At 67.1% G+C, this 23,036-nt stretch carries 19 protein-coding genes; 4 read left to right on the plus strand and 15 right to left on the minus strand.

What is annotated here, in order from left to right; all coding sequences use genetic code 11:
- The first annotated feature begins 47 nt into the window (after positions 1-47).
- Complete coding sequence (locus tag AC5P8C_RS19435; protein ID WP_495219260.1) at positions 48-515, plus strand: hotdog fold domain-containing protein; 468 nt, start codon at positions 48-50, stop codon at positions 513-515.
- Positions 516-1,023: 508 nt separating this feature from the next.
- Here the strand turns inward: AC5P8C_RS19435 and AC5P8C_RS19440 are convergent.
- Complete coding sequence (locus AC5P8C_RS19440) at positions 1,024-1,374, minus strand: DUF1304 domain-containing protein (protein ID WP_019660079.1); 351 nt, start codon at positions 1,372-1,374, stop codon at positions 1,024-1,026.
- 30 nt (positions 1,375-1,404) lie between these two features.
- A complete protein-coding gene (locus AC5P8C_RS19445; protein WP_495219261.1) occupies positions 1,405-2,733 on the minus strand; it encodes an NTP/NDP exchange transporter in 1,329 nt (442 codons plus the stop codon).
- Positions 2,734-3,017: 284 nt separating this feature from the next.
- On the opposite strand from AC5P8C_RS19445, the gene AC5P8C_RS19450 reads away from it, so the two are divergent.
- Positions 3,018-4,421 carry a serine hydrolase domain-containing protein gene (locus AC5P8C_RS19450; protein WP_019660081.1) on the plus strand — a complete coding sequence of 468 codons (1,404 nt, stop codon included), beginning with the start codon at positions 3,018-3,020 and terminating at the stop codon, positions 4,419-4,421.
- A 239-nt stretch (positions 4,422-4,660) separates the two neighbouring features.
- Here the strand turns inward: AC5P8C_RS19450 and AC5P8C_RS19455 are convergent, their stop codons facing one another.
- From AC5P8C_RS19455 to nudE, 10 genes are all read right to left on the minus strand, one after another.
- Positions 4,661-5,155: a hypothetical protein gene (locus tag AC5P8C_RS19455; RefSeq protein WP_495219262.1), complete on the minus strand. Its 495-nt coding sequence runs from the start codon at positions 5,153-5,155 to the stop codon at positions 4,661-4,663.
- Positions 5,156-5,929: 774 nt separating this feature from the next.
- On the minus strand, positions 5,930-6,325 hold the full coding sequence (gene gcvH, locus AC5P8C_RS19460) for a glycine cleavage system protein GcvH (protein ID WP_019660083.1): 396 nt from the start codon (positions 6,323-6,325) through the stop codon (positions 5,930-5,932).
- Positions 6,326-6,419: 94 nt separating this feature from the next.
- Positions 6,420-7,532: a glycine cleavage system aminomethyltransferase GcvT gene (gene gcvT / locus AC5P8C_RS19465; protein ID WP_019660084.1), complete on the minus strand. Its 1,113-nt coding sequence runs from the start codon at positions 7,530-7,532 to the stop codon at positions 6,420-6,422.
- Between the two features lie 122 nt (positions 7,533-7,654).
- Complete coding sequence (locus tag AC5P8C_RS19470) at positions 7,655-8,098, minus strand: NfeD family protein (protein WP_019660085.1); 444 nt, start codon at positions 8,096-8,098, stop codon at positions 7,655-7,657.
- Between the two features lies 1 nt (position 8,099).
- Complete coding sequence (locus tag AC5P8C_RS19475) at positions 8,100-9,059, minus strand: SPFH domain-containing protein (RefSeq protein ID WP_019660086.1); 960 nt, start codon at positions 9,057-9,059, stop codon at positions 8,100-8,102.
- Between the two features lie 66 nt (positions 9,060-9,125).
- Positions 9,126-9,428, minus strand: coding sequence for an Mpo1-like protein (locus tag AC5P8C_RS19480; protein ID WP_019660087.1), 303 nt, complete (start codon positions 9,426-9,428; stop codon positions 9,126-9,128).
- 125 nt (positions 9,429-9,553) lie between these two features.
- The gene (locus AC5P8C_RS19485; protein WP_010482716.1) at positions 9,554-9,883 is read right to left on the minus strand and encodes a YnfA family protein; all 330 of its coding nucleotides are present in this window, start codon (positions 9,881-9,883) and stop codon (positions 9,554-9,556) included.
- Positions 9,880-10,719: a nucleoside triphosphate pyrophosphohydrolase gene (mazG, locus tag AC5P8C_RS19490; protein ID WP_495219263.1), complete on the minus strand. Its 840-nt coding sequence runs from the start codon at positions 10,717-10,719 to the stop codon at positions 9,880-9,882. Before mazG ends, AC5P8C_RS19485 begins: the two co-directional genes overlap by 4 nt.
- Before the next feature lie 13 nt (positions 10,720-10,732).
- Positions 10,733-11,536, minus strand: a complete 804-nt coding sequence (gene cysQ, locus AC5P8C_RS19495) for a 3'(2'),5'-bisphosphate nucleotidase CysQ (protein ID WP_019660089.1) — start codon at positions 11,534-11,536, stop codon at positions 10,733-10,735.
- Positions 11,533-12,096 carry an ADP compounds hydrolase NudE gene (nudE, locus tag AC5P8C_RS19500; RefSeq protein WP_019660090.1) on the minus strand — a complete coding sequence of 188 codons (564 nt, stop codon included), beginning with the start codon at positions 12,094-12,096 and terminating at the stop codon, positions 11,533-11,535. The genes cysQ and nudE overlap by 4 nt, the downstream gene beginning before the upstream one ends.
- 77 nt (positions 12,097-12,173) lie before the next feature.
- On the opposite strand from nudE, the gene bioA reads away from it, so the two are divergent.
- On the plus strand, positions 12,174-13,565 hold the full coding sequence (gene bioA, locus AC5P8C_RS19505; RefSeq protein ID WP_019660091.1) for an adenosylmethionine--8-amino-7-oxononanoate transaminase: 1,392 nt from the start codon (positions 12,174-12,176) through the stop codon (positions 13,563-13,565).
- Positions 13,556-14,293, plus strand: a complete 738-nt coding sequence (locus AC5P8C_RS19510) for a 16S rRNA (uracil(1498)-N(3))-methyltransferase (RefSeq protein ID WP_207049964.1) — start codon at positions 13,556-13,558, stop codon at positions 14,291-14,293. Before bioA ends, AC5P8C_RS19510 begins: the two co-directional genes overlap by 10 nt.
- A 153-nt stretch (positions 14,294-14,446) precedes the next feature.
- Here the strand turns inward: AC5P8C_RS19510 and AC5P8C_RS19515 are convergent, their stop codons facing one another.
- The 3 genes from AC5P8C_RS19515 to AC5P8C_RS19525 are packed head-to-tail and all read right to left on the minus strand — an operon-like array spanning position 14,447 to position 22,939.
- Positions 14,447-14,911, minus strand: coding sequence for a chemotaxis protein CheW (locus tag AC5P8C_RS19515; RefSeq protein WP_005410712.1), 465 nt, complete (start codon positions 14,909-14,911; stop codon positions 14,447-14,449).
- A complete protein-coding gene (locus AC5P8C_RS19520) occupies positions 14,908-16,248 on the minus strand; it encodes a chemotaxis protein CheB (RefSeq protein ID WP_134732450.1) in 1,341 nt (446 codons plus the stop codon). Before AC5P8C_RS19520 ends, AC5P8C_RS19515 begins: the two co-directional genes overlap by 4 nt.
- Positions 16,235-22,939, minus strand: coding sequence for an Hpt domain-containing protein (locus AC5P8C_RS19525; RefSeq protein ID WP_495219265.1), 6,705 nt, complete (start codon positions 22,937-22,939; stop codon positions 16,235-16,237). The genes AC5P8C_RS19520 and AC5P8C_RS19525 overlap by 14 nt, the downstream gene beginning before the upstream one ends.
- Between the last annotated feature and the right edge of the window lie 97 nt (positions 22,940-23,036).

The following is a 23,036-nucleotide window of genomic DNA, read 5'->3' on the forward strand; positions in this document are numbered from 1 at the left end:
GCGGGCCTGGGCCCGCCGTCGCTTTATCCGCCGAACGGGATTCCACCATGTCCACGCCCCTGCTCTCGCTCTACAACCGCCTGCAGCGCTGGCCTGCTGGCAACTGGCTTTTCTCTCGCGCGGTGTGTTTCAAGGCGCCCTACTTCGCCAGCATCGCGCCGTGCATCACCCGCCTGGAACACGGCCGCTGCGAAGGGACGCTGGCCGACCGCCGCAGGGTACGCAACCACATCGGCACGGTGCATGCGATCGCGATGTGCAACCTGGCCGAACTGACCGCCGGGTTGATGGTCGATGCATCGCTGCCGAAGGGCATGCGCTGGATCCCGAAGGGGATGCAGGTGCAGTACCTGGCCAAGGCACGAGGCACGCTGCAGGCGGTGGCGCTGCTGGCACAGCCGATTGTCGTCGCGGCCGAAGGCTATGCGCTGCCGGTGACGGTCAGCGTGCGCGACCGGGCGGGGACGGAAGTGTTCAGCGCGGTCATCGACATGTGGATGTCGCCGGCGAAGTAGGTTCCCGCGAACGGCGCAGCCCCTCGTGGGTGGACGCGGGATGCGGTTTATCGGTTGGGCCGGAGGGGTGGGGCCAGGCGGGGACGCCGCAAGTACGTCCGTGTAGGCTTAGCCGCGCCATCCATGGCGCGGATACCCCGCCCGGCCCCACCCCTCCGGCCTCGGACGGATCTCTGCGGCGTCCGCCCACGCAAGATAAAAAGAAGAGCAGAAGCAGAAGCAGAAGCAAAAGCGGCCCGATGGCCGCTGTTTTCATGCGCGCAGAACCCACGAGCGCAGCGACCCGCTGTTGCTCTTGATCTTCTTTTTCTTCTCCGTGGGCTGGCCGGGCCCTGAAACTGTCAGGGTCCGGGCGGGTTGGGTTCGCGGGGGTGTCCGCGGCATGGATGCCGCGGCCAAGCCTACAGGGACGTACTTGCGGCGTCCCCCGCGAACCCAACCCGCCCGCCCAACCCCATGAGAAGCTCTACGCGACCAACCCACGAGGGGCTGCGCCGTTGGCTGGAAACTACGCCAACGCGCGAAGAACCAACGCCAGGATCGCAGGCACCGCCTGGATCATGAAAATGCGGCGGCTCACGCTGTAGGCGCCATAGCACCCGGCCACCACCACGCAGGCCAGCGAGAACGTCACCAGCACTGGCTGATCGATCACCAGCCCCACTACGATGCCCGCCGCCAGGAAGCCGTTGTACAGGCCCTGGTTGGCCGCCAGCACGCGCGTGATCTCTGCCTTCTCCGGCGTGTTGCGGAAGGTCTTCAGGCCCAGCGGGCGGGTCCAGAGGAACATCTCCAGCACCAGGAAGTACAGGTGCAGCACCGCGACCAGCACGGTCAGCAGCAGCGCGATCAGCGACATCGTTTCTCTCCTCGGGAAGATTGGGCCGCGTCAGCGATCGCGCGGCAGTTTCTTTTCTTCGCGCAGCACGCCGAACGCGGCCAGGGTCATGAAGCCGGCCACCACCACGCCACCCATGAACACCACGTGCGAGCCGAACAGGGACAGCCCCTTGTGCAGCCACGCAAAGCTCAGGTCCGCGCCCCGGTAGACCACCGTGTCGATGGCTGCGCCGGCCTTATAGCGCCACTGGCGGTCCACGCGGGTGTAGATGGTTTCGCGCGCCGGCTTGGCCAGCGCGAATTCACTGGCGCGGGTCATCACCTGCACCACCGCGACCATCAGCGGCATCGGCGAGGCCGCCAGCACCGAGAAGCCGATCAGGATCGCGAAACCAGGAAGCAGCAGCGCCGGCGCAATGCCATGCCGGGACAGCAGCCAGCGGGTCAGGGCGAGCTGCATCAGCAGCGCCAGTGCGTTCACCGCCAGGTCGATACGCGAGAAGAAGGCCGTAGCAGCGCCAGCATCGTTGAATGCCTCACGCACGATGCTGGCCTGCTGGTTGTACAGCAGGGTGCCCACGCCCACACCGAACACCACCATGATCGCCAGCCAGCGCAGCAGAGGTTCACGCACGATCAGTTTCAAGCCATCCAGCACGCTGCCGCCCATTGGCTTCTCGCCGGACACCAGTTGCTGCTCGCGTTCGCGCAGCACCGCCCAGTGCCGCAGCCGCCAGATGCACAACAGGCAGACGGCCAGGAATCCCGCAGAGACCAGCATCAGGTTGGCGATACCCACGCGCTGCACCAGCGCACTGGTGATGATCGGACCGAGGAAGGCACCGACGGTGCCAGCCGCGCCGATGTAACCGTAGAAAGCACGTGCCTGCGCGTTGGAAAACACATCGGCCATGAAGCTCCAGAACACCGCCACCGCGAACAGGTTGAAGACAGTGATCCAGAAAAAGAACGCCATGCCGCGGCCCGGCACACCGCTATCGAACAGTACGTAGAAGCCCAGCAGGGTGACGATGAAGAACCCATACACCGCCGGCAGGAACACCCGCCGCGGGAACCGGCTGACCAGCCAGCCGTACACCGGCTGCAGCACCAGCATGATCATGAACACGCAGGAAAACAGGAACTGCAGGACAAAGTCCTTCAACGCAATGCCGTGGCTGGCGAACCAGGCGATCAGCACTGGCGGGAACACCGTTTCCAGGTCCGCCGAGGCAGCCATCGCCTCACGCACCGGGCGCAGCACGTAGTAGCCGCTGAGCAGGCAGAAGAAGTACAGGAACGACCACCACAGCGCCGGCGACTCACGTAGTGCCGCCGTCAGCCCACGCAGCGGCCCCTTGCCCTTCACCGCGCTCACGCGGCGTCCCTCGCCAGAAGACGGCGGTTGGACAGCGGCATGGCAGGCTCCGGGGCGGTGAAGCGCGTACGTTAGCCAATGCACTGCAACATCGCCAGCGTGACGCGCGCACCGATGGCCGAAACGTAGTGGCATGAGAGGCAGGAACGACACGTTCGGACACACTTCCAGAGCGTCAAAATGCCAACTTTTTCAACGAGATGCGCATTCATCTTCGCTTTGTTTGTGCACAGGGGAAAAGCGGCGCTAGAATCGCCATCAGCAGTCGCGCACGGGTCCAACCGATGAAAAAGAACAGCCTGCGTCGTCCGATCCGATCGGCGGCCACCGGTTTGCTGGGCATGTTGATGCCCGTTGCCTTGTCCACCACCGCGCAGACCCCGCCGGCGTTGCCGCCGATGCCGACCAACATCGAAACTGCTGCGGGTCCCACCGTCGCCCACACCCAGCCGGCGGCCTACCGCACCGGCCTGGTGCCCCGCGTGCAGGCCCCGGCGCCCGGCTTCAACGTCGCCAACATCGAATCGATGGCGCAGCAGCTCACCTATGGCGAACGCGTTCCGGGCATGGCGGTGGCGATCGTGCAGGGCGGCCGTATCCTCAGCGCGCGCGGCTATGGCGTCACCGACGTCAACAATCCGCTGCCAGTTGATGCGCACACCGTGTTCCGCCTGGCCTCGCTGTCCAAGGCCTTCGCTGGCACCATGGCCGGCCTGCTGGTCAACGACGGCACGCTGCGCTGGGACAGCAAGGTCACCGACTACGTGCCGGGTTTCCGCCTGAACTCGCCGGAAGCCACTGATCGCCTGACCGTGGCCGACGTGCTCAGCCATCGCGTCGGCCTGCCGTACAACGCCTACGACCGCGACATCGAAGGCAACGCCGAGTACTACGCGTTGACCCAGAAACTGGCCAACACCAGCCTGAAGTGCCTGCCGGGCGAGTGCTATGCCTACCAGAACGTGGCCTTCAGCCTGATCGGCGATGTCGTCTACGCGGCCTCCGGCAGCTTCTACGAGCAGTCGGTCGAGCGCCGTATCTTCAAGCCGCTGGGCATGAACGATGCCAGCCTCGGCCTGGCCGGCATCCAGGCCAGTTCGCGCTGGGCGCGTCCGCACGTGCGCAGCCGCAACGGCTGGGTCTCGCTGACGCCGAAGCCGACCTACTACCGGGTCGCCCCGGCGGCCGGCGTCAATGCCAGTGCCAGCGACATGGCGCAGTGGCTGCTCGCCCACACCGGCCACCGCCCCGACGTGCTGCCGGCACCGCTGCTGGCCACGCTGCATTCGAGCCTGATCAGCACCCCCGGCGAGATGCGTTCAGGCTGGCGCCGTGAGCGCCTGCATTCGGCGGGCTATGCCTTGGGCTGGCGCACCTTCGACTACGCCGGCCACGACGTGGTGTTCCATGCCGGTGCCGTACAGGGTTACCGCGGCCTGGTCGCGCTGGTGCCGGAACGCGATCTGGGCATCGCCATCATGTGGAACGGCGAAAGCAGCCTGCCCAGCGGCCTGCTGCCGACCGTGCTCGACTCCGCGCTCGGCCTGCCGGCGCAGCGCTGGCTGGACGTGGACACCGACTTCGGCAGCGACAACCTGATGGCCGAGGGCAGCAGCCCTGCGCAGCAGCAGGACAAGCGCAAGGGCAAGGGCGCCTCGAGCAACCGCGCGGTGGCTTCCCCGCGCTGATCCGGCGGGCTCGACCGTGAGCATCAAGGGCGGCCTGGGGGCCGCCCTTTTTGTTGTTTTGTAGGACCTGGCCATGCCCGGCCAGCTCGGAAGACAGGCCCCTGCTCCACAGATGCAGCGCGTCAAACGTCAGAAAGGCAGTCGGCCATGGCTCGGTGCTAGCAATGGCCCCATAAAAAAACCCCCTCCCCGCTGGGCAGCCAGGGAAGGGGTTTCAGGATGCGGCTATCGGGAAGTACTTAGATCAGCGGTGCCGGGGTTGCCGGCAGAGCGACCGGAGCGGCCTTCTTCTTGCGGGCGGCCGGCTTGCGCTTGGCAACCTTCTTCGCTGCCTTCTTCGGGGCAGCCTTCTTGGTGGTCTTCTTCGCGGTCTTCTTCACTGCCTTCTTGGCGGTCTTCTTGACGGCCTTCTTGGCAGTTGCCTTCTTCGCGACCTTCTTGGCCGGCTTGCGGGCCGTTGCCTTCTTGGCAGTCTTCTTGGTGGCCTTCTTGGCTACCTTCTTGGTGGCCTTCTTGGCAGTGGACTTCTTGGCGACCTTCTTCGCCGCCTTCTTCACTGCCTTCTTCGCAGTGGCCTTCTTGGCGACCTTCTTCGCAGCCTTCTTCACCGCCTTCTTGGCAGTCGCCTTCTTCGCGACCTTCTTCACTGCCTTCTTGGCAGCGGCCTTCTTCGCGACCTTCTTCACCGCTTTCTTGGCGGCGGGCTTTTTCTTCGCAGCTTTCTTGGTTGCCATGGGATGGCTCCTCGTCAGTGATAGGGAGTTGAAACGCCCAGGTGGATCAAACCCGCGGATGCTGCGTGCGGGGACCGCCGGCGCGTCAGGCGCGCCGTTACGGATGCGGCAATGCCAGCCTCGATCGGCGGAGCGGGCATCGGAACGGGAGTTGCCTTGCATTTCTCCGGGGGAAGCGGGGCCATGTCCACCGTCATCAGGGTCGCGGTGGTCTTGAAGGGGCTGCTTCGCATCGGACGATTGATTCTGCGCACTCGGTTGGGCAGGCAAGGTCTGCTGAGGCGAAACCTAATCACGGTTTTTTTTACTGTCAACAACCCCCGCGAAAAATTTTCACATCCGCGCCATCCATGGTGGTGCCTGCACGGTCGCCACGCTCCGCGCTCGACGACCGCCGAAGCGCCACGCACGCATGCTGCCTGCAGCAACAACCATGCAAGCGTTGAACAAAAAGTACTTGAAATAAGCACTCTGCGGAGATGCATGCACGTCGGTGGCCACTGCGTGCACACATCGCCAGCACCGGCTGCCGCTGGCACCAACGCCAGCACAACGGCGCCGCAACGGGGGGCAAAAAGTTTTCACATCCGAGTACGTCGGCGCGGGGCGGAAACGCGGATTTGCGCAAAACTGCGCACGCTGATCGGCACCGATTGTCAGTCCGCTGATGCCACGCCGAGGGTGCCAAGCGAACCGGCCGTCATGAGTCCGACGCACTCGCCAAAACGAAAACGGCCACCCGAAGGTGGCCGTTTCAGAATCCGCAAGCGCGACTCAGTGGTCGTCGCTCTCCAGGACTTCGGCGTACGCGTCCGGATCCAGCAGATCGTTGACCTCTTCGGCGTTGGCCAGTTCGACCACGAACATCCAGCCTTCGCCGTAGGCATCTTCGTTGATGGTTTCCGGCTTGTCGGACAGGGCCGAGTTGACCTCGACGACCTTGCCGCTGATCGGGCTGTAGACGTCCGAGGCGGCCTTCACCGACTCGACAACGGCGATCTGTTCGCCGGCCTTGGCCTCGGCGCCGACTTCGGGCAGTTCGACGTAGACCAGGTCACCCAGCAGGCCCTGGGCGTGGTCGGAAATACCGACGGTGACGCGGCCATTGCCTTCGACACGGGCCCACTCATGGGACTTGAGGAACTTGAGGTCGCCGGGGATCTCGCTCATGGGACTGCTCCAGAGATATGCAGGGGGTGGAAAAAACGGGGCTAGTGTAACCAACCGGCCGCCACTGCTGTCAGTGACGACCGGCACGTTCGGATCAGGCGTCGGCGAGCACGCCGGGCTGGGCCTGGCCTTCGCGCACGAACGGGAACTTGACCACGCGTACCGGCACCTGCCGGCCGCGGATGTCGACGGTGACCTGGCCGAGTTCACCGGCCGGCACGCGGGCGAAGGCGATGCCCTTGGCCAGCGTCGGCGAGAAGGTGCCGGACAGGATCTCGCCCTCGCCGCTGGCCGTCGTCACTGCCTGGCCGTGGCGCAGCACGCCCTTTTCGTCCATCACCAGGCCGATCATCTGGCGCGCGGTGCCGGCAGCCTTCTGCGCTTCCAGCGCGCCGCGGCCGATGAAGTCGCGGGCTTCGTCCAGCGACACGGTCCAGGCCAATGCTGCCTCATATGGGCTGATCTCTTCGTCCATGTCCTGGCCGTACAGGTTCATGCCGGCTTCCAGGCGCAGCGTGTCGCGCGCGCCGAGGCCTGCCGGCTTCACGCCTGCCGCCAGCAGGCGGTTCCAGAACGCGACCACGGCATCCTGCGGCAGCAGGATTTCGAAGCCGTCTTCGCCGGTGTAGCCGGTGCGGGCGACAAACAGCTCGACGCCATCGTCGGACTGCACCTGCAGGGCGGCGAAGCGGCCCAGCTTGGTCAGCGCGGCGCGGTCGGCTTCGCGGGCCAGGCTGATGACGATGTCGCGCGCCTGCGGCCCCTGCACGGCCAGGATGGCCAGGTCCGGACGCTGCTCGACGGACACGCCGAACGGTGCGGCCTGCTCACGCAGCCAGGCCAGATCCTTTTCGCGGGTCGAGGCATTGACCACCATGCGGAAGAAGTCGTCGCCCAGGTAGTAGACGATCAGGTCGTCGATGACGCCGCCACGGGGATTCAGCATGCACGAGTACAGTGCCTTGCCGGTGACCTTCAGCTTGTCGATCGAGTTGGCCAGCAGGCGGCGCAGGAACGGCTTGACCTGCTCACCGCGCAGATCGACCACGGTCATGTGGCTGACGTCGAACACACCGGACTCACGGCGCACCAGGTGGTGCTCGTCCAGCTGCGAGCCGTAGTGGATGGGCATGTCCCAACCCCCGAAATCGACCATCTTGGCGCCAAGGGCGCGGTGGGTATCGTTGAGCAGCGTCTTCTGGGTCATGACCGGGTCCGGCAGCAGAGGAAACAAGAACCCCCATTATCCCAGATCGGTCACCCACAGGTCGCGCCGCAGCGCAGCGCCGGAGCCGAGCCCACGCGACGCCCGCACGAAGAGGCCCGGCTCTACAAGGAGCGGCCCGCAGCCTCAACCTGCAGCGTGCTGCCCTGTACCGCCAGCACCCGTACCCACGTACCCGCCGGCAGCTCCGGGCCGCTCACCGGCCAGGACGCGTCATCGATGCTGACCCGGCCCTGCCCGCTGACGATGCCCTGCTGCAAGGGCACCACCCGACCGACCAGCTGCTCGGCACGGCGGTTGAGCAACGGCGCATCGCTGGGCCGCGCCCTTTTCCTGCCCCAGCGCCGGTAGCACTGGATCGAGACCACGCTCAGCACGACGAAGGCAACGACCTGCCACAGCAACGGAATGCCGCTGAACACCGCAACCAGGACGAACACGGCCGCTGCGCCAATGCCGATCCACAGCATGAACGCCCCGGGTGCCAACGCCTCTGCCGCGAACAGCAGCAGCGCCAACGCGCCCCAACCGACGACTTCCCAGCGCATGTCAGCCTCCGATCGGCGGTGGCCGCTTGCCTGCGGCCTTGGTGGTCTGGTCGCCCAGTGCCTGCTTGGCCAGTTCGGCCACGCCAGCGATCGAACCGATCACGCCGCTGGCCTCCATCGGCATCAGCACCAGCTTCTGGTTCGGCGAGCTGGCCAGTTCCTTGAACGCCTCGACGTACTTCTGGGCGACGAAGTAGTTGATCGCCTGCACGTCACCTTCGGCAATCGCCGCCGACACCATCTGGGTCGCCTTGGCTTCGGCCTCGGCCAGGCGCTCGCGGGCCTCCGCATCGCGGAACGCGGCTTCGCGACGGCCCTCAGCCTCCAGCACGGTAGCCTGCTTTTCGCCATCGGCGCGCAGGATCTCCGACTGGCGCGAACCCTCTGCCTCGAGGATCTGCGCGCGCTTCTCGCGCTCGGCCTTCATCTGCCGCGCCATCGCATCCAGCAGGTCGCGCGGCGGCTGGATGTCGCGGATCTCGATGCGGTTGACCTTCACGCCCCAGGGATTGGTGGCATGGTCGACCACGCTCAGCAGCTGGGCATTGATCACCTCGCGCTGGCTGAGCGATTCATCCAGGTCCATCGAGCCGATCACGGTACGGATGTTGGTCTGCACCAGGGCGATCATTGCCACTTCCAGATTCGCGACCTCATAAGCGGCCTTGGCAGCGTCCAGGACCTGGAAGAACACCACGCCGTCCACGCGCACGGCGGCGTTGTCCTTGGTGATCACTTCCTGGCTGGGCACATCCAGCACCTGCTCCATCATGTTCACCTTGCGCCCCACCCCGTACACGATCGGGATCAGGAAATGCAGGCCCGGCGTCATGGTGTGCGTGTAGCGCCCGAAGCGCTCGACGGTCCATTCGAAGCCCTGGGGCACCATCCGTACCGCTTTGAACAGGATGACCACGGCCACGAAGGCCAGTACCACGGTAAAGAACATGGTCGGGAACATCTCGCTTTCCTTATCTGTGACGTCCAGGCCCCAGCATAGCGCGTGAAGGCCACATTCACAGCGGAACTACCAGGGCACGCGCCCGCGCAGGATGTCGGCGAACATCACCCAGTCGCCCATGAACGAGTACAGCGGATGCTGGAAGGTGGCCGGACGGTTCTTCTCGAAGAAGAAATGGCCGACCCAGGCGAATCCATAGCCGCAGGCCAGCGCAGCGAGCAACAGCATCGGCTGCCCGCGCAGGCCCGCTGCCATGACCAGCACCAGCACGCCGCAGCTGCCGATGAAGTGCAGCCGCCGCGAAACCGGGTGGCGGTGCTCGCTGAGATAGAACGGATAGAACTCGCGGAAGCTGGCGAAGCGGGACATGCGCGTGCTCCGGGGACCAGGGCCGCCACCATCATGCACCATCGCTGCCCTTGCAGCATCGAGCCATGCTCGGCTTGCGCGCGCCGGCGCAGTGGGAAGGAAGAGCGGCCGAGCATGGCTCGGCCCTACACCGATGAGGTGCGCGGACCGAACATGATCACTGCCATGCCGGCCAGGCACAGGGCGGCACCGAACAGGTCCCACCGGCTGGGACGGATGCCGTCGACCAGCCACAACCAGAACAGCGCCGTGCCGATGTAGACCCCACCGTAGGCGGCATAGACCCGCCCACTGGCGGTCGGGTGCAGGGTCAGCAGCCAGGCGAACAGCGCCAGGCTGGCGGCCGCCGGCAGCAGCAGCCAGATGCTGCCGCCCTTGCGCAGCCACAGCCACGGCAGATAGCAGCCGACGATCTCGGCCAGCGCGGTCAGCAGGAACAGGCCGAGTGTCTTCACGCTTTCTCCGCTGCCTTGGCTTGCTGCCACAGCGCTTCCTGCGCATCCAGGTCCATCGCGGCCAGCGCTTCCCCCTGCGCGTCGGCCTGCGCTTCCATCGCACGGAAGCGACGTTCGAACTTGTGGTTGGCCCCGCGCAGCGCCGCGCCCAGGTCGATGTCGGCATGGCGGGCCAGGTTGGCGCAGACGAACAGCAGGTCACCCAGCTCTTCCTGCAGGCGCGCCTTGTTGCCGGCGATATCGCCGCGCTCGAACTCCTCGCGCAGCTCCTGCAGTTCCTCGGCCGCCTTGTCCAGCACCGGCAGCGGACCTGGCCAGTCGAAACCGACCTTGGCCGCGCGCGACTGCAGCTTCACCGCACGTTGCCACTCCGGCAAGCCGCGCGAGATACCGGCCAGTGCGGAGGTGTCCTGCTCGCCCTTGGCCGCACGCTCGGCACGCTTGATCGCCTCCCAGTTGCGCGTCACGCCGTGGGCATCGTCGACGCTCACCTCGGCGAACACGTGCGGGTGGCGGCGCTGCATCTTGTCGCTGATCGCGCGGGCCACGTCTGCGAAGGCGAAGCTGCCCTGCTCTTCGGCCATGCGCGCATGGAACACCACCTGCAGCAGCAGATCGCCCAGTTCATCGCAAAGATCATCGAGATCGCCGCGATCGATCGCATCGGCCACTTCGTAGGCTTCCTCGATGGTATATGGCGCGATGGTTGCGAAGTTCTGCTCCAGGTCCCAAGGGCAGCCGCCCTGCGGGTCGCGCAGGCGCGCCATGATCGCCAGCAGGCGCTCCAGCTCATGGGTGGCGGCGCTGCCGGTGGCGGGAGTGTCGTGCGCGCTCATGCGGTCTCCAGGGTCAATCGGACAACCAGTCGCGCCATGGCAGGCTGGTGTCACCAAGGGCAATGAAATCGCCGTTCAACAGGGTTTCGCGGCGGTTGTAACGGAACGGCTTGCCGGTCGCGGCCGACAGCACCGCGCCGCCGGCGGCGTGCAGCACGCATTGGCCGGCGGCGGTATCCCATTCGGAGGTCGGGCCCAGCCGCGGATAGACATCCAGGCCACCTTCGGCGATCCGGCAGAACTTCAGCGACGAGCCCTGCGCGATGGTCTCGATGCGGCCCATCCTTGCAAGCAGGGCCTCGGTTTCCGGTGAGCGGTGCGAGCGGCTGGCAGCAACCCGCAGCGGTACGGTGGCCGGCGTGCGGGTGCGCAGCACGGTGTCGTGCAGGCCCTGCCGGCGATAGGCCAGCTCGCCGCGCATGGCATGCCAGACGATGCCGGTCACCGGGGCCAGCACCACGCCGAAGGCCGGTGCGCCCTGGTAGATCAGCGCGATGTTGACACTGAACTCGCCGTTGCGCTTGACGAATTCACGGGTGCCGTCGAGCGGATCGACCAGCCAGTACGCGCCCCAGTGGCGGCGCTGCTCCCAGGCCACCTGTGCCGATTCTTCGGACAGGATTGGCAGGTCCGGGGTCAGCTGCTGCAGGCCCTGTTCAATGACCTGGTTGGCCGCCAGGTCGGCACTGGTGACAGGGCTGCTGTCGTCCTTGATCTGTACATCGAAGCCATCGGCATAGACCTGCATGATGGCCCGTCCGGCGTCCTGGGCGATGGCGATGGCGGTCTCGCGCAGGTCCGTGGTCAGCTTGATCATCGCAGTCCCTGCAGCCACTGGCGGGCGATGAACAGTGCCGCCAGCGAGCGCCCCTCGGAAAAGTCCTCGCGCAGCATCAGCTGGTCCAGCTCGGCCAGCTTCCACGGGATGACTTCCAGTTCTTCCGGCTCGTCGCCAGCCAGCTTTTCCGGGTACAGGTCGCGTGCCACCACCAGCCACGACTGGTGGCTCATGTAGGTCGGGGCCAGGGTCATCGCGCGCAGCACATCGACCCGGCGCGCGCCGAAACCGGCCTCTTCCTTCAGCTCGCGGTCGGCGGCCTGCTCGGGGGTCTCGCCGGCATCGATCCGCCCCTTGACCAACCCCAGTTCATAGCGGTGCATGCCGGCAGCGTATTCACGTACCAGCAGTACGGTCTCGTCGTCGAGCATCGGCACCACCACCACTGCGCCATGACCTCGGCTGACCAGACGTTCGAACCGGCGGCGTTCGCCGTTGGAGAACTCCAGGTCCAGATGCTGCCGCTGGAAGGGGCCGTTCTCCTCATCGGTGATCCGATGGATGATCGGCAAGCGACGCCCGGCACGGTCATCGTTCATGTGGGATCTCCGCGGCGGCCGGCGCCTGCGCCGGTGCCGATAGAATGTGCAGGCAGCAACATGTTCATGAGCCCGAAATGCTAGCAGACCCAACCCCCTCCCCGCTGGCCCAGCACTGGCGGCAACGCGATCTGCAGGTGCTCTGGCACCCGTGCACGCAGATGCGCGAGCACCCGCATACCCTGCCGCTGGTGCCGATCGCCCGTGGTGAAGGCGCATGGTTGATCGACCACGACGGCAATCGCTACCTGGACGCCGTCAGCAGTTGGTGGACCAACCTGTTCGGCCATGCCGAACCGCGCATCGGTGGTGCCATTGCCGCCCAGGCCAGGCAACTGGAACAGGTGATGCTTGCCGGCTTCGGCCATGAGCCAGCCATCAGCCTGGCCGAACGCCTGCTCGCACTGGCCCCACGCCAGCCTGGCCGCGAACCACTGGCCAAGGTGTTCTACGCCGACAACGGGTCCGCCGGCGTGGAAGTGGCGCTGAAGATGGCCTTCCAGTATTTCCAGAACCGAGGGGAACCGCAGCGCACGCGTTTCATCGCATTGGAGAACGGCTACCACGGCGAGACCCTCGGCGCGCTGGCGCTGGGAGACATTCCGCTGTATCGCCGCGTCTATGCGCCGCTGCTGGCCGAAGCGCTGTTCGCGCCCTCGCCGGATGCTTTCCTGGCTGAGCCCGGTCAGAGCCCGGCTGAGCGTGCACGGCAGGCCGCCGATGGCCTTGCCACGCTGTTCGACCAGCACCCGGGCGAGATCTGTGCGGTGATCCTGGAACCGCGCCTGCAGTGCGCCGGCGGCATGCGCATGCATGACCCGGTCTACCTGCAGCGCGTGCGCGAACTATGCGACGCCCATGGCGCGTTCATGATCGCCGACGAGATCGCCACCGGTTTCGGCCGCACCGGCACCCTGTTCGCCTGCGAGCAGGCCGGGGTGATGCCGGACCTGATGTGCCTGTCCAAGGGCCTGACCGGCGGCTTCCTGCCGCTGGCCACCGTGCTGGCCACGCAGGCGCTGTACGACGCGTTCCTCGACGACTCACGCGAGCGCGCCTTCCTGCATTCGCACAGCTATACCGGCAACCCGCTGGCCTGCGCGGCGGCATTGGCCACGCTGGACATCTTCCGCGACGACGATGTGATCGCCCGCAACCGTGGCATCGCCTCGGTGATGGGCACGCTGGCCGCACCGTTCAGCGACCATCCGCACGTGGCCGACGTGCGCCAGGCCGGCATGGTAGTTGCCTTCGAGCTGTCGCGCGACGGCAACAAGCGCACGCCCTTCGACCCGGCCATGCGGCTGGGCCTGCATGCCTACAAGGCCGCGCTGAAACGTGGCGTGGTACTGCGTCCGCTGGGCGACGTGCTGTACTGGATGCCGCCCTACTGCGTGGACGACGAACAACTGGAGCTGCTGGCACATACCACGCTGGCGGCGATTGACGAGGCGATTGCATGCGCGTGACCCGCTGCCCCATCGACCTGGCGCTGCACAGCGGCCAGACCGTGACCCTGCCGGAAGAGACGGCCAACCATCTGGTGCGGGTGATGCGCCTGCGCGAGGGTGATACCTGCGTGCTGTTCAACGGCGATGGCCACGACTACAGCGCCACGCTGACTGCCGCCGGCAAGCGAGAGGTGCAGGTGCGCATCGATGCGGTGCAGGCGGTGGACAACGAATCGCCGCTGGCGATCACCCTGCTGCAGGGCCTTGCCCGAGGCGAAAAGATGGACCTGATCCTGCAGAAGGCCACCGAACTGGGCGTGGCGGCGATCATTCCGGTGAATGCCGAGCGTACCGAGGTGAAGCTGGATGCGGCTCGGGCGGAGAAGCGCGTGTCGCACTGGAACAATGTGGTGACCTCGGCCTGCGGCCAGTCCGGGCGCGCGCGCATTCCGCAGGTGGGCCCGCCGCTGTCGCTGGCACAGGCGGCGGCGGCACTGCCGCCCGATACGCTGCGGCTCACCCTGGACCCGCTGGGTGCCCATCGCCTGTCGACGCTCGACGCGGCGCCGGCGGGCGGCATCGTGATCGCGATCGGTCCGGAAGGGGGCTGGTCGCCGCGCGACCGTGATCAGTTGGCAGCAGCAGGCTTCCAGGGCCTTCAACTGGGCCCGCGCATCCTGCGAACCGAGACCGCCGGGCTGGCCGCGATTGCCGCATTGCAGGCGCGGCTGGGCGATCTGGGGTGAGGCTGATTCGTTGTAGTGCCGGCCAGCGCGTCCAAGGCAGCAGCCGAGCGTAGGCTCGGCTCTACAGGCCCGCGCCAGATTGCAGTTTCCTTGTAGAGCCGAGCCATGCTCGGCTCGGTGCCGGTCGGCAGCCGGCACTACCAGCCTGGTGGATCAAGCCGCCAGCGAATCCAGGGCGGCTTCCAGTGCGTCCAGGTTCGGCAGCAGCGCGCTCTGCTCACCCAGCAGCACGCGCATGTGCACGATCTGCGGCAGGGTTTCCTCGGAAGCATCGGCCAGCAGGCCATCGCGCGGCACCGAGATCAGCTGCGGGAAATTCTGCGTCAGCAGCGCGTAGTACGGGCGCTGCGCGTTGCCGCTGAGGGCCTTCAGCACCACCACCTTGTTGTGGCCGCCCACGGCTTCCTCGCCCAGGCCGGAAAGGCGCGCGAACGACACCAGCGGCACCTGCCAGCCGTGCCAGCCGATTTCGCCGACCAGCCAGCGCGGGGCATCGGAAACCGGCTGCACCGGCACCCGCGACATCATTTCGGCCACGGTGGCATTGGGCAGCAGCACGCGTTCGTTGCCGGCCTGGATCAGGACGCCTCGGATTTCGTCATTGCTGGCATAGCTCATGGTGCGTCTCCGTTATCGTCTTCCACGCCCCAGCGCGAGGCGATGGCCTGCGCCAGTTCCTGTGGTTCACCGGCCACCATGCCAGCGGCGACCACCGCCGTGGCCGCGGCAGGGTCATAGCAGCCCTCGCCGACCTGCCCGGCCACCCACGCACCGGCGGCGGCCAGATCCAGTGCCGGCCCCACAAGCGCAAGGTCGGCGCCGCTGAGCAGGACCAGCGCGGTGTGCTCAGCCGGCAGCGCGGCAATCGAGATCCCTTGCGCGTCGCTGACGAAATGCAGGCCGTCGCTGGCTGCCTGCACGCCGATGTCATCGGCCAGCACGTGCACTTCACCGGGTGTTGCACGCTGGCCGACTTCGGCCAGCTGCACCGGCAGCGGCGACACGCGCGCCATCTGCTTGACCAGGTTTCCGTAGCGGCCACCGTCCAAGCGCATATGCACCAGCACCGGGACGCTCAGCGATGCAGGCAGCGCGCCCAGCAGGCGACGCAGTGCATCCGGGCCGCCGATGCCGGCCAGCACCAGCAACGATCCGGCGCGTGCGCCCACGGGCGCACCAGCATCCAGATCGACCAGGCTCAGATGGCCGGTATCGAAGGAAGGCAGCGGTGCCTCCGGCGCGGCGTGTTGCGAAGCGGCTGCCGGAACGTCGGCCACGTCATCGACCAGCGACCATGCGGTGTGGTCGAAGGAGGTCGGCGGAATGGGCGGTGCTGCGGGCGCGATCTCCGCCAGCGATGGCGGTTCGGGGGCCTCCAGCGGCTCAGGCACGACCGGCTGCAGCGCCGCCAGCGCCTGTTCCAGCGCAATCGGTTCGTGCAGCTGCGCAGGCGGCGAGTACAGGCTGTCAGCGGGGACCTCGTCGGCCCAGCTCGATGCCTGGTCCAGGTGCGCCTGCAGCGCTTCTTCCTGCGGTGCCGGTGGCGGTGCCGGATGGCCCGGCGCCAGTTGCAGGCTGGGTTCTTCTTCGGCCCCCGGCGGCAACACCTGCTGATGGCCATGCAGCTTCGCGGCCAGATGACGGCCCCAGCGCTGGGCCTCCCAGCCATCACGACGTGCGGCCAGTTCGGCCTCGTCGAAGACCAGGGTCAGGCCCGGTGCGGACAACACCGTTTCCAGGCGCTCCAATGCGTCCTCAATGGCCGTCTCCAGCGCAATCACCACGACCTGAGGTCGGGCGTCGTGCAGCAGCTGCGGCTCAAGGCTGTTCGGGTCGTCTTCCAGCACCAGCTGCACATCCGCATGCGACAGTGCCTCGCGCAGGCGCTCGCGCGCCGCGCCGGGACGGGCCAGCAGGGCAACGGCCGGAGCCGCCTGGGTTTCACTCACGGACACGGGCGATCCCCAACAGGTCGTACACGTTACGCATCAGGTCCAGTTCCTGGTACGGCTTGCCCAGATAACGCTGGACACCGATCTCGAAGGCGCGCTGGCGGTGCTTGTCACCGCTGCGCGAAGTGATCATCACGATCGGCACGTCCCTGTAGCGCGGGTCGGCACGCATCGCGGTAGCCAGCTCGTAGCCATCCATGCGCGGCATCTCGATGTCCAGCAGCATCAGGTCCGGTACCCGCTCTTCCAGTCGCTCCAGTGCTTCCACGCCGTCGCGCGCAACGCTGACCTCGAAGTTGTGGCGTTCGAGGATGCGGCCGGTGACCTTGCGCATGGTCAGCGAGTCGTCGACCACCATCACCAGCGGCACCTGGCGCTCCTGGCGCGGCGCATTGGCCAGTACCGGCAGCGTCGGGTTGGCCAGGAAACGGCGCACCAGCGGCGCCACGTCCAGGATCACCACCACGCGACCGTCGCCGGTGATGGTGGCGCCGTAGATCCCCGGCACCGACGCGATCTGCAGGCCGACCGGCTTGACCACGATTTCGCGGTTGCCCAGCACCTGGTCGATCGCGACGGCGGCGCGCAGATCACCGGCACGGACCAGCAGCAGTGGCACCTGCTCCTGGCCGTCGGCACGCGCCGGGGCCTGGCCGACCAAGCTGCCAAGGTCGTACAGCGGATAGTCTTCGCCGCTGTAGCGGTAGCTGCTGTCGGCAGCCTCGAAGCGCTCGCGCGACAGGCGGCCGATACCACTGACCGAGGCCACCGGCACTGCGAAGGTGGTCTCGCCGATCTGCACGAACACCGCCTGGGTGACCGCCAGCGTCTGCGGCAGGCGCAGGGTGAAGCGCACGCCCTGCCCACGCACTGACTGGATATCGACCGAGCCACCCAGCTGGCGCACTTCGTTGCGCACCACGTCCATGCCCACGCCACGGCCGGCCAGCTGGCTGACCTGGTCGGCGGTGGTGAAGCCTGACGCGAAGATGAGGTTGTCCAGTTCCTGCTCGTTCGGCTGCGCATCGGCGGCCAGCAGGCCGCGGTCGATGGCGCGGCGGCGGATCGCTTCGCGGTCCAGGCCAGCGCCGTCATCGGCCACTTCCAGGACGATTTCCGAGCCTTCGCGGTGCAGGCGGATGGCGATCTCGCCCTCCTCCGGCTTGCCGGCGGCGCGGCGCTGTTCCGGCGCTTCCAGGCCATGGGCCACCGAGTTGCGCAGCATGTGTTCCAGCGGCGCGACCATGCGATCGAGGACGTTGCGGTCCAGTTCGCCGTGGGTGCCTTCCAGAGTCAGGTGGACCTGCTTGCCGGTATCCATGCCGGCCTGGCGGACCACGCGGCGCAGGCGCGGCACCAGGCCATCGAACGGCACCATGCGCGCGCGCATCAGGCCATCCTGCAGCTCGGAGCTGACGCGCGACTGCTGCTGCAGCAGCGAATCGTACTGGCGCGACAGATCGTCCAGCACGCCCTGCAGGCCGCCAAGGTCGGCGGCGGACTCGTTCAGCGCACGGCTGAGCTGCTGCAGGGTGGAGAAGCGATCCAGTTCCAGCGGGTCGAACTTCTGGTCGGCCTGGTCCTGCTCGCGCTGGTAGCGGGCGACGATCTGCGCCTCGGTTTCCAGGTCGAGGCGGCGCAGCTGGTCGCGCAGTCGCGCATTGGTGCGCTCCAGTTCGCCCATCGCGCCGCGGAAGGCGCCGAGCTGCTGTTCCAGCCGCGAGCGGTAGATCGCCACTTCACCGGCATGATTGACCAGGCGGTCGAGCAGGTCGGCGCGCACGCGCACCTGTTCCTGCTGCGGACGTGCCAGGGGGTCTTCATCGACCGTACCCTCGGCCGGCAGCGGTGCCGACAGCGGCGCGTCGACAATCGGCGTCAGCGTGGCCGCAGCCCGCGCCGCCACGGTCTCGGCCTCGCTGGCTGCACGCGCGGCCGTGGCGGCTGCAGCAATATCGGTGGTGGTGCGAACCTCGAAGGCCTCCACCAGATCCAGCGCCGGCTCCACCACGCGGTGGGTGCCGGTACGGGTGAGCAGCTGGTGCAGGCGGTCAAAGCCGCGTTCCAGCAGCTGCACGTCGCGGCGCTCGATTTCGGTACGGCCAGCGGCCACCGCTTCCAGCAGCGATTCGATGCTGTGGCCGAGGTCGCCGATGGCATTGATACCGGCCATTCGAGCGCCCCCTTTGAGGGTGTGCAGGTCACGCTGCAGGCCGGCCAGCACCTCGCGATCCTGCGGTGCATCACGCAGCTCGCTGATCAGGCCATCACAGTGGTCGAGCAGGTCCCTGCCTTCCTCGACAAAGATGTCGACCAGCTCGCGGTCGTACACGCTGAAGTCAAGTGCATCGGCATCGGCGCCGTCTTCGGCATCCGCCGCAACAGGCGCCTGCTCAACATCCGGCGCAGGGGGCTCGATGTCGGCCGCTGCGATCTCCGTGCCGTCACCGGTGTTGATCGTGCCCTGGCCCGGCGCCTCTTCCATTTCGAAGAACCGCACCGGAGCACCACTGCCAACGCGTGCCTCTGCGCTGAACGCCTCAATCACCGTCGCCGGGGACGGCTGATCGGCGCTCTCTCCTTCACCGACCGCCGCCTCCCCGCCGACGTCCGCATCCTCGGCAAAGGCATCTGCCTCGCCCGGCGCGAGTTCGCTGGCCTGGAGGCCGATCACGGGCCATTGCCCGTCGTCGTCCAGGGTCCGCTCTTGCTCGATCACGTGCAGGCCGGCCTCGAGCGCGGCTGCCGGCGTGACCGGTTCTGCGAAACCCGGCACAGCCATTTCATCCTGCAGGCTCGACAGCTCGCTGTCGAGTGGCAATGCAGCAGCGTCGTCAATGACGCTGTCATCGCCGCTGCCCGAATCAAAGGACAAGGACGTATTCAGGTCGATCGCGTCAACTTCCGCAGACACCGGCAGCTCTTCCGCGTCGCGGTCGTCGACCGGCAGCGCACTGGCGTCGAGGTACGGCGACAGATCGTCGGCCATGGTCAGATCAGCGTCGTCGACGGTCTCGATCGTGGGCGCGGCAGCTGCGTCGGCCCCTTCGACAACAGGCGCACTCTCCACCGGCTGGATCGATTCAATCGCGCCGGTGTACGCCACTGCGGGTTCATCTTCTCCCTGCACCGACGGCCAGCCGGCATCGAAGTAACGCGAAAGATCGTCGCTGGCGGTCAACTCGCCGACTTCCAGGCCACTGTCGGCGGCGACGTCCGGCGTCCTGAGGTCGGACGCAGATGGAACCGGTTCCAGCGCATCTTCGGCAAGCGGCTGCGGTTCGGCAATGAGATCGGGAGCCGCATCGGAAGCAACGCGCATGCTGGTTTCGCCCAGCGCGTCCAGGCCGGCCAGCGGCGCTTCGGCTTCGGATGCCTGCTCGACATCTGGCGCCGGTTCGGTGCCCTCTTCATCCTCGTCTTCCGACGCGAACAGCGGCCAGCGCGCTTCCGGCAGCTCGCCAGCCAATGCCTGCAGCCGCTGCACCAGCGCATCCTGCGGCGCAATGCGCGGGTGTTCGGCCTGCAGCGCCTCCATGGTCGCGGTGATCGCCTGCGCAGCTGCGTCCAGCGCGGCGACACCCTCGTCGCCAGGTACCACATCGGCGGCCAGAGCCCGCTTGATGTAGGACTCGGCGCCGCCGGTAACGGCGGTGATTTCCGGCACTTCGGTCATCGCGAAGGCGCCGTTCATGGTGTGAACCGCACGCAGCAGTGCGTCGCTGACCGGCTGCGGTGCCTGCTGTGCCGAGCGCAGCCACTCCTGCAGGGTCGCCTGGTGGACTTCGACCTCGGCCTCGAGGATCTCGCGCAGCACGCTGTCGATGTTGGCCGGGGTCCCGGCGTCTTCGGCCACCGCCGAGGCATCGGCCTGCGCCGACGCAGCGGCCTCGGCGTCCAGCAGGCGGCTGATTTCGTCTTCGCCTTCGGACTCGGCCAGTGTCGCTGCCGGTGCGGCCGCAGCCGGCAACGGCACGTAGAAGGTCTCCTCGCCGGCGCCGACCCGATCGGCGATGGCCTGCATTGCCTGCAGGTCCACGCTGATGCGCTGGCCATGGCGCAGCGCGGCATTCAACTGCGGCAGTGCGGCGTGCGCATTGTCGACCATTGCCAGCACGGCCGGCGTGGCTGGCCGGCTGCCATCGAGCACGCGGTTGAGCATGCCCTCGATCTTCCAGGCGAACTCCCCCAGGGTGCGCGCGCCGACCAGTCGGCCACTGCCCTTGAGGGTGTGGAAGATGCGGCGGATCGGCCGCAGCCGGTCCATGTTGTCCAGCTGCGTGCGCCATGCCGGCAGCAGCGTGCCAAGGTTGGCCAGTTCGTCGTCGAACTCTTCCAGGAACACCTCGCGGATGTCCTCGTCGATATTCTCGGCATCGTCGTCGAAGCCGGCCTCGAAGCCGGCCTCGGTCCCAGCCACGACCGGGATGTCCGCAGCGGGCGGAGCCGCCATGGCCTGCGGATTGAAGTCGGCCGCCGCGGCGCTCAGCTCGGCAAAGAACTGTGCGTCGGCTTCGCTGAAATCGATCGGTGCGATGGTGTCGATATCAATCACCGACACCGCCGGTGCCGGTGCATCGGAGGCCGGCGTCAGCACCTCGGCCATCGGCGCGGCCGCGTGCTCCGGCACATCCGCCGCAACGGCGTCGACTTCGGCACCCACGGGGCTTTCGTCCAACGGCTGGGGCGTGGCGTCATCGACGGTCTCCAGCGACGGATGCAGTCCGGCGTCGTCGTCCAGCGACAGCGTCTCCATGGCGTGCAGAGACAGCACGTCGTCGGCGTTATCCAGCTCATCGGCGTCGAAACGGAACACCACGTCGTCACGGGCAGCAACCACATCGTGCTCGGCAGCCACCGGGTCGAACACCGGCGCTGCAAAGCCAGTGGTGTCAAAGGGTACCGACGCGTCGACGTCGTGCTCGACATCCGCCACTGCCACATCAGCCGATACCGGTGGTGTCGCCTCCAACAGCGTCCATTGCGGCACCGATTCCATTCCGGTTTCGGCGCGTTCGAAGCTGACCGGATCGAAACTGGCGAAGGTCGGGCTGCGTTCGTCTTCGGCACTCGCGGCCGGATCGGCGTCCGGATGGAACGGCGCGAGATCCCACTGCGGCACCTCGGGCGCAGGCGCGCTGGAGGCGGCGAAGACCAGCGCCGCCTCGCGGTCGTCATGCAGCGACAGCGGTGTGGATGCAAGGTTCCCCAGCGCACCGAACATCAGGCGGTTGTCCAGCACCTCCGGTGCAGGCGTGGCCGGTGGTGGATCAAAGGTGAAGTCCGGCAAGGGCACCGGCACAGTGCCGGCGGCGGGCGCGGCTGGCTGAACCTGAATCTCGATGCGCTCCGGCTGCAAAGGCTCGGCCTGCAGCGCGACCGGCTCCCGGTCCACCAGCAGCGATGCGAACGGAACCGGCGCGGCGGCAACCGGTTCCACCGCGTTGCGGTCCGGCAACGGCCAATAGCGCAGCGCTTCAAGGCTGCTGCGGGTGATGTCGAGGATGTCCTCGCGGCCCGGACGGCGGTCGCGCAGGGCTTCCAGGTAGTACTCCAGGCTGGCCATGGCATCGGCCAGGGTGTCCAGCTGGCGGCCACTGGGCACGCGCTGGCGACCGATCAGCTCGGCCTCGATGTACTGCTGTACGCCACGCAGGTAGTCTGCGGCGGTGCCCAGATCGAGCATGCGCAGCGCACCGGATACATCACCCAGCAGGCGCGGCACATCCTGCAGCTCGGCATGGTTCCAGCTGGTTTCGATGAACGCGACGAAATGCTCGCGGGCGGCGGCGAAGTTGGCGATGGCTTCATGCGCCAGCACCTCCACCGTGCGGCGGTTCTCAACCGCGCTCGGATCGTCCTCGCCACTGCCGCCAGCGCCCAGATGGGCGACCTGGTCGTCCAGCGAGGCGTCCACGTAGAGCAGTGCCCCGGCGATATCCAGCAGCAGGTTCTCATCGATCTGCTGGCGCCCTTCCACCACCCCACGCAGTGCGTCACGCTGCTGCACGACCACGCTGCGGGCCACGCCCAGGCCCATCATGCCCAGCGTATCTGCCACCGCCCCGAGCTCGTTGGCCTGGGTCTGCAGCTGTTCCGGAGCACCGCCGGTGCGCAGGTGCAGGTCCAGCGCATCCTTGATGCGCAGCAGTTCTTCCTTCACCGCACTGCCGACCGTGTCCAGCAACTCGCGGTTGCGTCCGCTCAGGCTGCCGCGGGCATGGTCCAGCTCGGCCTCGGTGGCGGTGACGCTGTCCGGTGCGAATGCCAGCAGCACGCTGTCATGCACGCCTTCTTCGCCACGCGCGGCACGGATCTCGTTGAGCAGCGGCATCAGCACGATCGGAATATCGCGATGCCCGTTCTGCAGGCGCTCCAGGTAGTCGGGCAGCAGCACGCTGCCACGCATCAGGGTCGCGCAGGCTTCATCACGGTCGGCCACGCCGTCAGCCCCGATGGCATTGGCCAGTTGTTCCAGTTCCTCGGCCACCATCGCCGGTGCATACAGCTCGACCATGCGCAGGGTGCCCTGCACCTGGTGCAGGTAGCCGGCGCAGATGCGCATGCGGCTGGCATCGCTCGGGTCTTCGGCGTAGTACTCGACCTCGTTGCGCACCTGGCGCAGGGTCTCGTCCAGCTCGGGCTTGACCCAGCCCAGCGCTGCGTGGCTCATCGCATCGCGCAGACTGCTCATGGACGCGCTCCGTTCGCCGCCGCGCGGTGGCCGCGCGAGTTCTGGCGTGGGAAATGGAAATGCTTCATCGACTGGTTCCTTGCTCGCCGCCCTGCCC

It is taken from the genome of Stenotrophomonas sp. YJH_SMC_46, assembly GCF_059370315.1.